The following is a 13,634-nucleotide window of genomic DNA, read 5'->3' on the forward strand; positions in this document are numbered from 1 at the left end:
TCCTCTCCCTTGAATGTGACATAAGGGACCGTCCCTCATGCCGCATTGTTCTAGTGCGCTGCGTACTCGAGCATGCGGTCGAGCGTGAGCTTGGCCTGATCGGCGGCCTCGTCCGACACGCCAATCTGCACCTCGCCCTCGCCCGTCTCCAGGCAGCGCACGAGCTTTTCGAGCGTGATGAGATCCATGTTGACGCAGGTGGGCTGCACCGCGGGGAAGTAGAACTTCTTGCCGGTGCCCTGGCAGCGGCGCTCGAGCTCGTAGAGCACGCCACGGACCGTCACGATAATGAACTCGCTCGCGTCGGACTCCTCGGCGTACTTGATGATGCCGGCGGTGGAGCCGATGTAGTCGGCCTCGGCCAAGACGTCGGCCTTGCACTCAGGATGCGCCAGCACGAGCGCGTCGGGGTGGGCCTCCGTCGCGTCGACGATCTGCTCGACGGTGATGATGTGATGGCGCGGGCAGTAGCCGTTGTTGAGAATGACGTGCTTTTGCGGCACCTGCTCGGCTACGAAGCGGCCGAGGTTTTGGTCGGGAATGAACAGGATATGCTGCTGCGGCAGCTCGGACACGATCTTGACGGCGTTGGAGCTGGTGACGCACACGTCGCTCCAGCTCTTGATCTCGACTGTGGAGTTGACGTAGCAGACCACGGCAAGGTCATCGCCGTACTCGGCGCGCGCCGCATCGACTGTCTCGCGCTTGACCATATGAGCCATGGGGCAGTCCGCGCCCGGCTCGGGCAGCAGCACCGTCTTGGTGGGATTGAGCAGCTTGGCGCTCTCGCCCATAAACTCCACGCCGCACAGCACAATGGTCTGCTGCGGCAGGCTCTTGGCAAGCTTTGCCAGATAGAAGCTGTCACCGACGTAATCGGCCACAGCCTGGACCTCGGGCGCCACGTAATAGTGTGCCAGGATCACCGCGTCACGTTGGGTTTTAAGTTGCTGAATGGCCTCGACGAGCTCTGCGGGCACCAATGCCGCGCGCTCCGTTGCCGTCGTTGCCGATGCCAGGCCGGCCGCAATGTCGCGTGCAAGCTCCGATGCATCCATGTTCGCGCTCTGTGCCATCAAGGCCCCTCTCTTTTGGCGAATCTTGGGGCTTTAGTATGACACCTAGGTTTACAGCTGACAAGACAGCTGTAAACCTAGGTGTAAAGTTGAAATAAAGATTCAATCATGCGGCAGGTCCATTTTCGAACTGGCAAGCTGAGGATAGCCGAGCTCTCGATAGCGCAGGAGGCATCTTTCGCCACCGCAATACCGCTCGGCGCGAGTTGCGCACCGTGAGGCACGAACGGGCGCTCCCCCGCGAGCGGCACGCGCCCAATGTGGCAAAATCGAACTACTAAGGGGGCCCGAATGCTCAAGATTATTGCCTGCGACGATGACGTCGCTTTTCTAGATAGACTGCACCGGATGATCGACCGTTGGTCGACCGAGAAGGGCACGGCGGTCGATGTTGCGCTCGTTACGCGCGGCGAGGACCTGCTGGCGCGCCATGCCGCGTCGCGCGCCGACATCATCCTGCTCGACATGATCATGCCGCTCGTCAACGGCATGGACACCGCACGCGAATTGCGCCAGACCGACACCGCCGTGCGCCTGGTGTTCCTTACCTCGTCGCCCGAGTTTGCACTGGAGTCCTACGAGGTCCGCGCCTTCGACTATCTGCTCAAGCCCGTGACTTACGAACGCCTGGCGCAGTTACTCGACGAACTTTCGAGCATGCGCCCGGCGGCAACCGACGAGCTCGTGATCAAAACGTCCTTTGGCTACCACGCCCTGCGCCTGTCCGACATCGAATATGCCGAGGCGCGCAACAAGCACGTGGTCTTCCACCTGCGCGACGGACGCGATATCGAGGCACTCGAGTCGTTCCGCAGCGTCGAGGACCGTTTGGCGCAAAATGCCACCTTCTTTAAATGCCACCGTAGCTACCAGGTCAACTTGCGCAACATCGACCACTTCGATCGCACGGACATCGTCATGCGCTCCGGCGTGTGCATTCCGCTGTCGCGCAGCAGCAAGCAGGGGTTCCAAGACGCCTACTTTGCGGTGCGCTTCGAAGGCGGGAGGCGCTGATGATCTCCTCGGTCGAAATGGTCCTTTGGGCAATCCACCACGCCACGACGCTACTCTTTGGCGTCTTTGCCTCGGCGACGCTGTGCGGTATCGAAATCAATCGACGCCATGCACTCGAGTTGGTGGGGGTCGGAGCCGCAACCGGCGCTGCCTTTTCGATCGCCAATGTCGTTGGCGGAGAGCTTTTTGCCCGTCAGGTCTATCCGCTCGTCGTGCACTTGCCGCTTACCGTCTACCTATGCGCGCGCTACCACTTGAGTCCGCTGCTCGCGGCGTTGGGCGTCACCAGCGCCTATCTGAGCTGCCAGTTCAGCAATTGGATGGGCATCGCCGCATTTGCCGCAACCGATTCGCAGATCGCGTACTATCTGGCACGCATCGCTACCACGCTCGGCGTCTTTGCCGTCCTGCTGCATTGGGCCGGCGACATTGGACCCCGCCTGGCGATTAAAAGCCCCACCGAGCTGGGCATCCTTTTAATCCTGCCGCTCGTCTATTACGTCTTTGACTACGCCACCAACGTCTACACCACGCTGTTCCACTCGGGCTCGGTGGTGACGGTTGAGTTTTTGGCATTTGCGCTCTGTGCCTTCTATCTTATGTTTCTTGCCGTTTACCTGCGCGAATACGAAGAAAAGGAAACCGCCGAGCGAGAACGTTGGATGCTCGAAACCCGCGACAGCGCCGCCATCAAAGAGCTCGAGGCTTGGCGTCAATCTGGGCGCGAGCTGTCGATTCTTCGCCACGATATGCGCCACTTCCTACGCGGCCTGGCCGCTTTAATTGAGGAGGGCCACACCAACGAGGCGCTCAAACGCATCGACGAACTCTGCGAAGCCGGCGACCGCACCGCCGTACGCCGCTTCTGCGCCAACGAGACCGTAAACATTGCGCTTTCGTCATTCAACTCGGATATCAATAGAAACGGCATTACCGCCAACTTGCGCGCCGCCGTACCCGAAACGATCCACGTAGGTGACGCCGACCTGTTTAGCGTGCTCTCAAATGCCTTGGAAAACGCTATCACCGCCGCAAGCGCCGCACCCCAAGGAAAGCGATTCGTCGACCTTGACCTGCGACTTGAGGACGGCCAGCTGTTGCTGTTAGTTTCCAACACGTTTGACCGCGCGCCGCGCATGGTCGACGGCATGCCCGTGACCCGGCATGCGGGCCACGGCTTTGGAACCAAGAGCATCAAACTTGCCGTGGAGCGCATGAACGGCAACTGCCAGTTCCGCATTAACGGCGATCGGTTTGAGCTGCGCGCTGTGATGTAGAAGTACGGCGCCGATCTCGCGGCGCGCCTCGCCCGCCAGGCAATCGCTCGCCGGTGCCGATCCGCTACAGTGGAGCGACCGCCGGGGTCAGCTGCTTGATGTAGGCCCACATGCGCTGCTTGGCCGCTTTGTCGGTCAGCGCCGCCTCAAAGCCATCGAGCGCGAGCACGCGGCGGCCCTGCACATGGGCGACCAGGCCGGGCTTGAGCATGGCGGTGTCGAAGTCATCGATCGCCACGAGCATATCGGCGTAGGCCTCGCGCATGGCGTCAGCCGCGTTGTTGTCGAGCAGTAGCACCGCCTCGGGGTCCAAGGCCTCAAGCGCCTCGCGGAACAGCTCGCACGGCAGAGTCTCGCCCACCGTGGCCGCTCCGTCACCTGTGCCGGCGACGCTTGCCAGCACGCAAAAATCCTCGGGCGCGTAGCCGATGGCCCCAAGCGCCTTGCGCAACGCCGCGCCATCCGGGCCGGCGGCAAGCTCGCCACCCGAACGCTCGGCCTCGTCCAAATCGCCTTTGACCAGCACGATCGGCGAGCACGCGTTGCCCACGATGCGCACGCCACGGACCGCAAGCGATGCGAGCTCCTGCTCGGCCGCCTGGGCGATGGCTTCTTTTTTCTGGCTTTGTGACGTGGACATGCGCTCTCCAATCGTTTGCGTGCCCACCATTATATAAAAGAGCTGCCCGCGAGTGGTTGCTTTGCGGGCGGCTGGGTATAAGCACGGTCGTACTGAGTTTTACGCGGCTGAGCCGCGTCACATTATGGAGGTCACCATGGCTGACATTAAGCAGATTACCCCCGAGAACTTCGATTCCATCGTTAACGGCAGCCTGCCCGTGCTGGTCGATTTTTGGGCACCGTGGTGCGGGCCCTGCCGATCGCTCTCGCCCATCGTTGACGAGGTTGCCGATGAGCTGGCGGGCAAGCTTGCCGTTGCCAAATGCAACGTCGACGACAACCAGGACCTGGCCATGAAGTATGGCGTCATGAGCATCCCCACGCTGATTGTGTTTAAGGACGGCGAAGAGATTGACCGCTCGGTTGGCGCTCTGCCCAAGGCGAGGCTGCAGGCGCTGCTGGAGAAGCATCTGTAATACGCTTGTTACTTACCCGCCGTCCATGAGCGGTTTTGCACCGCTCGCCGGACTGCCGGGTGCGGCGCGTGCGACCACGGATAGTATGGTAGTTACAAACAGCCCCCAGTGAACGGGTGCGAGTCGCACAGACTCGCACCCGTTTTCTTATGCAGCGGCGCGCAGAGCGGGCGTAGTAAAATCTGAACCACTGGATTACCGTCCACACAAGGAGATTTCCCATGCATGATGTTGGAATGAACATGAGCCAGCTTGCCATGAGCGTCAAGCAGGTCGACGACACCATCGAGCTCGCTCACGAGTGGAGCCATCAGCTGCTGCATGCGACCGAGAATTTTGACATGGAGCGCATCGGCGCCAAGCTCGAGGCAGCCATGGCTGCGCTGCACGAGGCCCACGACGCACTCGAGGGCTACGAAGAGGCCATCGAGGCCGACCACAACTCCGTCGGCTCCGTGAAGCTGGTGTAACGTGGCCGAACACGAGCACGGCTGCGGGTACGAGCACGAGCATCCGCACGGGGCGGACGGTGACGCGGGCTGCCACTGTAGTGGCTCCGGCTCCGAGCTGGTCCGTTTTTCGGTTACCGCACCGGACGACCTGCTGCGCCGTTTTGACGAACAGATCGCGCGCCGCGGCGACGTGGCCAACCGCTCCGAGGCCGTGCGTGACCTGATTCGCGCCTCGATCGCCAAGGAGCAGATGCGCACGCCCGATGAGCATGTTATCGGGTCGCTCACCATGATCTACGACCACCATACCGGCGACCTGACGCGCCGTCTGGACGAAGTGCAGCACGACTACACCGACGAGATCGTATCGACCATGCACGTGCATCTGGATCACCACAACTGCTTGGAGATTCTGGCGCTCAAGGGTCGCGGCGAGCGCGTCTACGAACTAGCCGACCGTCTGCTGGGCCTGCGCGGCGTTAAGCACGGCGAGCTCACGTGCGCCGCCACCAAGCAGAGCCTGGGGCTGTAGCGCACCTGTCCCTATTTGGTCGGTTTTGATGAGGGGTGTCGCATGCGGCATGTGCATATTCATGTAACGGGCATTGTGCAGGGCGTTGGCATGCGGCCGTTTGTGTATCGCGAGGCCATGGCGCATGGCATTTGCGGATGGGTGCTCAACGCGGGCGACGGCGTGCATATCGAGGCGCACGCCCGTGCCGAGGCGGTTGACGGATTTGTCGCTGCTCTTTCTGAGCATGCGCCCGCGGCGGCTCGCGTTGAGCGAGTCGATATTGCGGATTTGAAGCCTGGCGGCTGGAGCGCTGCCGATGAGCAGGGCTTTCGTATTGTGGCATCGCAGGACCAGACCGCGCACACGACGCTCGTCTCGCCCGATATCGCCACCTGCGATGATTGTCTGCGCGAGTTGTTCAACCCCGCCGATCGGCGCTATCACTACCCCTTTATCAACTGCACTAACTGCGGCCCACGCTTTACCATCATCCGGTCGCTGCCTTATGACCGAGCGGCCACGTCGATGAATTGTTTTCCCATGTGTCCTGAGTGTGCCGCGGAGTATGCCGACCCACTCGACCGGCGTTTTCACGCGCAGCCCGATGCCTGCTTTGATTGCGGGCCGCATATCATGTGGCGCGAAGCGAGCGTGGGCGATGAGCCGGGCGAAGCCGCCGCGCCGCTGGCCGTCGGCACCACGCGCGAGACCAGCGACGCCATTATCGACCGCTGTGTTGAGCTGCTGGCCAACGGCGGTATCGTCGCTATCAAGGGACTGGGCGGATTTCACTTGGCATGCGACGCCTCCAACGAGCAGGCGGTAGCCGAGCTTCGCCGCCGTAAACGCCGCAGCAACAAGCCACTTGCCGTTATGGTGCGCAGCCTTGCCGACGTTGAACGCCTGTGCCATATCAGCGACGTTGAGCGCGGCTTGCTGGCCGGCAGCATTCGCCCCATTGTGCTGCTGCGCCGACGTGCTGTTTGCGAGAGCGGCGATTCCCCCGACGCCCTCGCGCTCGCGCCGTCCGTCGCGCACGACCTGCCCGAGCTCGGTGTTATGCTCCCCTACACCCCGCTTCAGCATCTGTTGCTTGCCGCGGCAGAAGCCTGCGGTATGCACGCGCTCGTCATGACCAGCGGAAACCTGAGCGAAGAGCCCATCGAGAGCGACGACGACCTTGCCTGGGAACACCTCGTTGCCGCCGGCATCGCCGATGCGTTGCTCGGCAACGACCGCGCGATCCTCTCGCGCTACGACGACTCTGTAGTGCGCGTGGTCGACGGCGCCGTTATGCCCGTGCGCCGCGCTCGCGGATATGCACCCCAGCCGCTGCCGTTGCCGGCGCTCGACGGCGCTCCGTCCTGCGTGCTCGCCTGTGGGCCACAACAAAAGGCCACGATTGCGCTCACGCGTGAAGGGGCGAACGGCGAGGCAACCTGTTTTGTGTCGCAGCATATCGGCGATGTTGAAAACGGCGGGACCTTCGATGCCTGGAACGCCGCGTGCACGCGCTTGGAAGATCTCTTTGACTTGGTGCCCGCCGCCTTAGCCTGCGATGTACATCCCAGCTATCTATCGAGCCAGTGGGCGCGCGAGCAGGCGCGAAAATGCAATCTGCCGCTCGTCGAGGTGCAGCACCATCATGCGCATATCGCGAGCGTAATGGCCGAGGCTATCGCCGCGGACCAGCTTACAACCGACGCGCGCGTCCTTGGCATCGCCTTTGACGGCACCGGCGCCGGTACCGATGGGACCATTTGGGGCGGCGAGTTTCTTGTTGCCAGCCTTGGCGGCTTTGAGCGCGCCGCGCATTTGCGCACCTGGGCGCTCCCCGGCGGGGCGGCCTCCGTGCGCGACGCCCGCCGCAACGCCTTTGCCCTGCTCAGTGAGCTCGGCCTACTCGAGCACCCAGGCGCCGCTCGGCTTTTGGACAGCCTCGACGAGCAAACGCGCAGCGTGACAGCCACCATGATCGAGCGCGGCATCAACAGCCCGCGTACCAGCAGCATGGGTCGCTTGTTTGATGCCTCAGCCGCGATCCTGGGCATTTGCGGCCAGGCAACCTACGAGGGCGAACCCGCCATAGAACTCGAAGCCGCCGCCTGGTGCGCGCTCGGCGGTAAGCCCGTTCGTCTCGACGGCAATCATACAGGCGTATTCACGTCTGCCGACGACTCCCCCACCTTGGACCCCCAACCGCTCATCGAAGCTCTTCTGAATGGAATCGAGGCAGGCGCGCCGGCCGACAGGCTCGCCCTCGGGTTTCACATCGCCATTACGCACGCTACGACCCACGTCGCGTGCGAGATCTGTGAGCGCGAAGGCCTCGATACCGTCGCGCTTTCGGGCGGTGTGTTCATGAACCGGCTTTTGCTTCAGCTCCTTACCCACGAACTCAAAGACGCCGGTCTTGCCGTCTTGGTCCCCCACGCCGTGCCCGTCAACGACGGCTGCATCGCCTACGGTCAGGCCGCCATCGCTCGCGCTCACCTCGCGCAGACAGCATCGCGATAGGCTGTTTTGCCAGCCTGCGCGCCGCCGTCTCACAGGTGTAACGCGTTTGCTCGTGACTCCCGCGAGCGCTACCATCAACTGATGGGTAATTAGGCGCCTATCCAGCGCAAAACGTATAAAAGGGGAACATTATGTGCCTTGCCGTTCCCGGTAAAGTGGTCAAACGCGACGACGACCTTAAGGCGACCGTCGACATGATGGGCATCGAGCGCCCCGTTTCGCTGCGCCTCGTGCCGACGGCACAGGTAGGCGACTATATTCTCGTGCACGCCGGCTTTGGCATTCAGATTGTCGACGAGCAGGAGGCGCAGGAAACGCTCGACCTGGTCAACACCATGACCGAACTGGTCGAAGAAGACCAGCTGGCCACCAACCCGGCGGAGGCTTACTAGTGGCGGCCGGACAGCCGGCTCGCTCCGGTATCGACTTTTCGGCATTCCGCGATCCCAAGCTGGCTCGCGAGCTCATCGAGCGCATTCATGAGCTTGTCGGCGACCGCACCATCAACCTTATGGAAGTCTGCGGCACGCATACCGTGAGCATCGGGCGCTATGGCTTTCGCTCCATTATGCCGGCCGGGCTCAAGCTGCTGAGCGGCCCGGGCTGCCCCGTCTGCGTCACCGCCAACCGCGACATCGACCACGCAATCGCGCTCGCCAACATAGACGGCGCCATCATCACCACCTTTGGCGACATGATGCGCGTGCCCGGATCATCCACCTCGCTCGCTGCGCAAAAGGCGGCGGGGCGCGATATCCGCATCGTCTATTCCCCGCTCGACGCGCTCGACATTGCCGAGCAAAACCCTGATCGCCCGGTCATTTTTATGGGCGTGGGCTTTGAGACTACGACGCCCACCATCGCCGCCGCCATCTTGGAGGCCGAGGCGCGCGGGCTTTTGAACTTCTCGGTCTATTGCGCCCACAAGACCACGCCGCCGGCGTTGCGCGCCATCGCCAACGACCCCGAGACCACCATCGACGGCTTTATCCTGCCGGGCCACGTCGCCACCATCACGGGCTTGGCGCCCTTTAGCTTTTTGGTCGACGAATTCAATACCCCGGGCGTGGTCTCGGGATTTGAACCGGTCGATATCCTGCAGGGCATCTGCATGCTGGTCCAGATGGTTGTCGAGGACAGGCCGGCGATTGACAACGCCTACCGCCGTGGCGTCAACGCAGACGGCAATCCCGTGGCGCGCCAGCTGGTCGAGCAGGTGTTTGAACCATGCGACACCACGTGGCGCGGGCTGGGGCCGATTGCGGCTTCGGGACTCGCCATTCGTCCCGAATTCTCGCGCTTTGATGCCCGTACCCGCTTTGATGTGCCCGTTGAGGCGACAGTCGAGCCGCGCGGGTGCCGCTGCGGCGACGTGCTGCGCGGGGCCATTACGCCGAGCGACTGCCCGCTCTTTGGCCGCACCTGCACGCCCGAGCACCCCGTCGGCCCGTGCATGGTGAGCTCCGAGGGCAGCTGCGCGGCGTACTACCGCTACCGCAACTAGCCCGGACACACCCGCACACCGGCACCACCCACGATTGGAGTTTTCGATATGTCCCATAGCGTTACCGATAGCACCGTCCTGCTGGGTCACGGCTCCGGCGGCCAGATGATGAAACGCATCATCGATGAGGTCTTTTTAGATGCCTTTGGGTCGCCCGAGCTGCTCGAGGGCAACGACGCCGGCGTCGCTACGCTGCCCGCGAGCGGGCGCATCGCCATGTCGACCGACAGCTTTGTAGTCTCGCCGCAGTTCTTCCCCGGTGGCAACATCGGCCGCCTCGCTGTATGCGGAACCGTCAACGACGTCGCGACCTCGGGCGCCAACGTGCGCTACCTATCGTGCGGCTTTATCCTCGAAGAGGGCTATCCCATGGATAAGCTCCGCCAGATTGTGCAGACGATGGCCGAGACGGCGCGCGAGGCGGGCGTGTCCATAATCACGGGCGACACTAAGGTGGTCGAGCGCGGCGGGGCCGACGGCGTCTATATCAATACCGCCGGCGTGGGCGAGGTGCCTGCGGACGTGGCGCTCAGCGGCGCAAACTGCCAGCCCGGCGATGTCATCCTGGTCTCGGGTACACTGGGCGACCACGGCATCGCTATCATGAGCCAACGCGAGGGTCTGGCGTTTTCGAGCACGATCGAAAGCGACGCCGCACCGCTCAACCGCCTGATTGCCGATGTGCTTTCCGCAGCACCCGACACACGCTGCTTTCGCGACCCCACGCGCGGTGGCTTGGCGTCCACACTCAACGAGTTTGCCCAGGCCAGCAATGTTGCCATGGAGGTCGACGAGGATGCCGTGCCCGTGCGTCCCGACGTGCAGGCCGCCTGCGAGATGCTCGGCTACGATGTGCTGCAGGTGGCAAACGAGGGCAAGATGGTTGCCGTCGTGCCGGCCGAGCAAGCCGATGCCGCGCTGAGCGCCATGCGCGCCGCCCGCTACGGCGAGAATGCCGCCATCATCGGTCGCGTGCTGCCGCTTGCCGAGGGCGCCCGTCCCGCCGTGCGCGTGCGCACCGGCTGGGGTTCGACCCGCATCCTCGACATGCTCGTAGGAGAGCAGCTGCCGAGGATTTGCTAGGGCGAAACCACACGGTCGGCGCGATGCGGCCTGATACCCCTGGAGATGTTCAGATTCCAAGCACGCCCAACGCGGAAGCCCAGTATTATGGGGTGCGTTTTAAACCCAATGACGGGAGTTTTTATGGCAGCAGCTTTTTCCCATGTGATCTTTGACCTGGACGGCACCATCCTCAACACACTCGAGGACCTGGCGGCCGCCGGCAACCATACCTGCGAGGCGCACGGCTGGCCCACGTTTGCCGTAGACGAGTACCGCTATAAGGTGGGAAACGGCATGCTCAAGCTGGTTGAGCGCTTTATGCCCGCCGAGTATGCGGGCGACGGCCGTATGTTTGAGCAGGCGCTTGCCGAGTTTAGGGCTTACTACGGCGAGCACAAGGAGGACCACACCGGCCCCTATGCCGGCACGATCGAGATGCTCGACCGCATACGCGCCGCGGGCGTTCAGCTTGCCGTGCTCACCAACAAGGACCACGTCTCGGCGGCTCCGCTTATCGAGAAGTATTTTGGTTCCGAGCGCTTTGCGCTGGTGCAGGGTCGTGTCGATGCGTTTCCGCCCAAGCCCGAGGCGCCTGTTACGCTGCATGTGATGGAAGAGCTAGGCGCCGATCCGTCGACCACGCTCTATGTGGGCGATTCCAATGTCGATATCCTGACCGGTCACAACGCCGGCCTTAAGAGTGCGGGCGTCAGCTGGGGCTTCCGCGGCCGCGCAGAGCTGGAGTCCGCCGGCGCCGACTACGTGGCGGACACCCAGGACGAGCTCGCAGCGCTGATCCTGGGCGAGTAACGAGCGACACTGCTTAACGCAGCTGCGACAATTCTTCCGCGCAGAAAGCGCATCCCGTTTTGGAGCTCCGGAATGGGATATGCTTTCCGTTTGAGGCACATCAGGGAAACCGCATCCCGTTTCAGAACAATATTCCGGGTCGCACTTTCCGCAACCCACCCCATCCGGAAAATGCGACCCACTATTCGGCCAAAAACCGGGTCGCGGTTTCCCAAGCACTCGATGCAACGCTGGCACAAGGAGTGTCCCCAACTGCCGCCTGGTCATTTAAGAACGTCCCCAATGACTACAAGCGCCGCACCATGGCAACGACGCAGGTAGAGGATGGACAGCGAGCGACGTCCAGGACGAACAAGTTGGCATGAAAAAGGCGAGGCATAGACCTTCTGGTCATGCCTCGCCTTTTGAATGACAAATTGTCGTCCTGGGCGGCGCGCAGCGTCAACTGGTTACGCGGTTCGTAGAACCGCGTAACCCCCTAGCTCAGCATTGCATCCATCATCTCGGAGTTGACGGAGTCGTCGGCAGACCACTCGCCATCGTCGTTGCAGGTGTACTTGAAGATAACCGTGGTCTTCCTGGGCTCGGTGGCCTTGGTCACATCGACCATAACCTGACCGGCCATCTTGTACAGCTCGTCATCGGAAGGAACCGTGTCAAGCGCAGCAACCTTCTCCTGATACTGGGTGGAGAAGTCCTCGGCGGTCGCGACACCCTTGTCCTCGTCGACCGTCACGTCGCCGATCTTGTAGTCAAAGCCCTCAAGATAGGTCTTGGCGTACTCCTTGGGATCGATACCCAGCTGCTCGAACTCGTCGCCCGAAGCCTCCTCCAGACCAGAAAGGAAGTCGTCGCCACCGTTCTTGACCTCGTCAAACTGCGTCGTAAGATCCTCGGTGATGAGCTCCTCAACCGAAGGACCTCCACAGCCGGAAAGCACGACCACACATGCAACCAAGACGGCCATGAGGGGCGCAAGCAGCAGCTTCTTTTTCATGTTGTTCCTCCCAATGAGCGGCACTGCGCTTCCCAGACGCGGCGCACGTTGTAATAAGTAAGCCCATACTATCCACTTATGAACACCCTCGGCAACGCGAAGGCGCGGTCGGTTCGTTTTAGCGTCCGAACGGTTTGCAAGCCCACCCAACGTGCAATAAAACGCTTTCCCGCGGTGCAATAAAAAAGGTGGCCGGAAAACCCGACCACCCTCGCACAGCCTTTGGATGCCGCAGTTTACTTGCGGACGACCTTGACGATGGCGTCACCGGCGGCGACGGCGGACTCTGCCTCAACGGTGAGCTCGACATCGGCAAACTCGGCGGTGTTGGACACGGCCACGACGACGCAGTCCTTGTAACCGGCAGCGGCGATCTTGGCGCGGTCGATCTTGAGTATGGGCTGGCCAGCCTTCACAACGTCGTCGGCCTTGACGAAGCCCTCGAAGCCATCGCCGTTCATGTTGACGGTATCGACGCCAACGTGCACCAGAACCTCGATGCCGCTATCGGACTGCAGGCCCACGGCGTGACCCATGGTGACGGTCACCTTACCGTCGCAGGGAGCGTAGACCAGATCGTCCTCGGGCCACACGGCACAGCCCTTGCCCAGAACCTCGCCACCAAAGACGGGATCGGGCACGTCGGCCATCTTGATGACCTTGCCCTTGACGGGCGAGCACAGCACGTCGGCGCCGGCAGAAGCAGAGATGGAGGCCGGAGCAGCGGCAGCCGCGGGCTCAGCCTTCTTCTTGAACATATCAAACAGACCCATACGTTTTCTCCTCTTGATTAAGCGCAACGTTGTGCGCATGCCTACGGTAATTATAGTGCCAAATGGTTCAAATGCTAAGGTGGGGACTCGAATCGCAAGCCCTTCCCGGTAGTGCTCGTGGGATGAGCATCTCCTTTGCATCGCGGGTCGATAAGCCGAGTATCGTCTGCGCACGGGACGGGCAGAAGCGGGCGCACCAAACCCGATACTTCTTTTCGCTCTCGAGTCCTGCCGCCGCCCCGTCCCTGGCACTTCCTGATACCGACCGAAACGTGCCAAAATAAACCCGTCCCTTTTTGGTAGGTTTGGCGAGTGTGGATTTTCGGACGCTTAACTAACGAGCGTGGATAATCTCCCACTTTGAGGCCACACGGGGGCCAAAAACGGGAGATTATCCACGCTCATTTCTGACTAGTCATTGGGTGTTCCTATAGTTTTGTCAACCGTCGGGGCTACTCCCGGTAGGGCACCCGGTCGCGCATCACGGCGTATATCGCCCTGAGCCGCTTCCTCGCGACGGCCTTGAGCGCCCGCCCGT

Annotated in this window: 14 protein-coding genes; 10 read left to right on the forward strand and 4 right to left on the reverse strand. The window is 62.1% G+C overall.

What is annotated here, in order from left to right:
* Positions 1-50: 50 nt before the first annotated feature.
* Positions 51-1,076, reverse strand: a complete 1,026-nt coding sequence (nadA, locus tag AAAX59_RS05550; protein WP_349071042.1) for a quinolinate synthase NadA — start codon at positions 1,074-1,076, stop codon at positions 51-53.
* Between the two features lie 291 nt (positions 1,077-1,367).
* Between nadA and AAAX59_RS05555 the strand changes: the two genes are divergently transcribed.
* Both AAAX59_RS05555 and AAAX59_RS05560 read left to right on the forward strand, forming a co-directional pair.
* Complete coding sequence (locus tag AAAX59_RS05555) at positions 1,368-2,090, forward strand: LytTR family DNA-binding domain-containing protein (RefSeq protein ID WP_349071043.1); 723 nt, start codon at positions 1,368-1,370, stop codon at positions 2,088-2,090.
* The gene (locus tag AAAX59_RS05560; protein ID WP_349071044.1) at positions 2,090-3,367 is read left to right on the forward strand and encodes a GHKL domain-containing protein; all 1,278 of its coding nucleotides are present in this window, start codon (positions 2,090-2,092) and stop codon (positions 3,365-3,367) included. Before AAAX59_RS05555 ends, AAAX59_RS05560 begins: the two co-directional genes overlap by 1 nt.
* A 64-nt stretch (positions 3,368-3,431) precedes the next feature.
* On the opposite strand, the gene AAAX59_RS05565 is transcribed toward AAAX59_RS05560, so the two are convergent.
* Positions 3,432-4,007, reverse strand: a complete 576-nt coding sequence (locus AAAX59_RS05565; protein ID WP_349071045.1) for a hypothetical protein — start codon at positions 4,005-4,007, stop codon at positions 3,432-3,434.
* A 136-nt stretch (positions 4,008-4,143) separates the two neighbouring features.
* Here AAAX59_RS05565 and trxA point away from each other — a divergent pair, with 136 nt between their 5' ends.
* The 8 genes from trxA (at position 4,144) to AAAX59_RS05605 (ending at position 11,326) form a co-directional block, all read left to right on the forward strand.
* Entirely contained in the window at positions 4,144-4,464 is a 321-nt protein-coding gene (trxA, locus tag AAAX59_RS05570) for a thioredoxin (protein ID WP_349071046.1), read from the forward strand.
* 221 nt (positions 4,465-4,685) lie between these two features.
* Entirely contained in the window at positions 4,686-4,934 is a 249-nt protein-coding gene (locus AAAX59_RS05575) for a hypothetical protein (RefSeq protein WP_006235225.1), read from the forward strand.
* Between the two features lies 1 nt (position 4,935).
* A complete protein-coding gene (gene nikR, locus AAAX59_RS05580; RefSeq protein WP_118205863.1) occupies positions 4,936-5,448 on the forward strand; it encodes a nickel-responsive transcriptional regulator NikR in 513 nt (170 codons plus the stop codon).
* 42 nt (positions 5,449-5,490) lie between these two features.
* The gene (gene hypF / locus AAAX59_RS05585; protein WP_349071047.1) at positions 5,491-7,947 is read left to right on the forward strand and encodes a carbamoyltransferase HypF; all 2,457 of its coding nucleotides are present in this window, start codon (positions 5,491-5,493) and stop codon (positions 7,945-7,947) included.
* A gap of 131 nt (positions 7,948-8,078) precedes the next feature.
* A complete protein-coding gene (locus AAAX59_RS05590; RefSeq protein WP_089573632.1) occupies positions 8,079-8,339 on the forward strand; it encodes a HypC/HybG/HupF family hydrogenase formation chaperone in 261 nt (86 codons plus the stop codon).
* Positions 8,339-9,451, forward strand: a complete 1,113-nt coding sequence (gene hypD, locus AAAX59_RS05595) for a hydrogenase formation protein HypD (RefSeq protein WP_349071048.1) — start codon at positions 8,339-8,341, stop codon at positions 9,449-9,451. Before AAAX59_RS05590 ends, hypD begins: the two co-directional genes overlap by 1 nt.
* Before the next feature lie 48 nt (positions 9,452-9,499).
* Positions 9,500-10,534, forward strand: a complete 1,035-nt coding sequence (gene hypE, locus AAAX59_RS05600; RefSeq protein ID WP_055310038.1) for a hydrogenase expression/formation protein HypE — start codon at positions 9,500-9,502, stop codon at positions 10,532-10,534.
* Between the two features lie 123 nt (positions 10,535-10,657).
* Positions 10,658-11,326 carry an HAD-IA family hydrolase gene (locus AAAX59_RS05605; RefSeq protein WP_349071049.1) on the forward strand — a complete coding sequence of 223 codons (669 nt, stop codon included), beginning with the start codon at positions 10,658-10,660 and terminating at the stop codon, positions 11,324-11,326.
* A gap of 478 nt (positions 11,327-11,804) precedes the next feature.
* Here the strand turns inward: AAAX59_RS05605 and AAAX59_RS05610 are convergent, their stop codons facing one another.
* Together AAAX59_RS05610 and AAAX59_RS05615 are read right to left on the reverse strand one after the other, a co-directional pair.
* Positions 11,805-12,323: a hypothetical protein gene (locus tag AAAX59_RS05610; RefSeq protein WP_349071050.1), complete on the reverse strand. Its 519-nt coding sequence runs from the start codon at positions 12,321-12,323 to the stop codon at positions 11,805-11,807.
* 236 nt (positions 12,324-12,559) lie between these two features.
* On the reverse strand, positions 12,560-13,096 hold the full coding sequence (locus AAAX59_RS05615) for a PTS glucose transporter subunit IIA (protein WP_035136613.1): 537 nt from the start codon (positions 13,094-13,096) through the stop codon (positions 12,560-12,562).
* Positions 13,097-13,634: the final 538 nt, after the last annotated feature.

This window comes from Collinsella sp. CLA-ER-H2, from assembly GCF_040092405.1.
Lineage (GTDB): Bacteria > Actinomycetota > Coriobacteriia > Coriobacteriales > Coriobacteriaceae > Collinsella.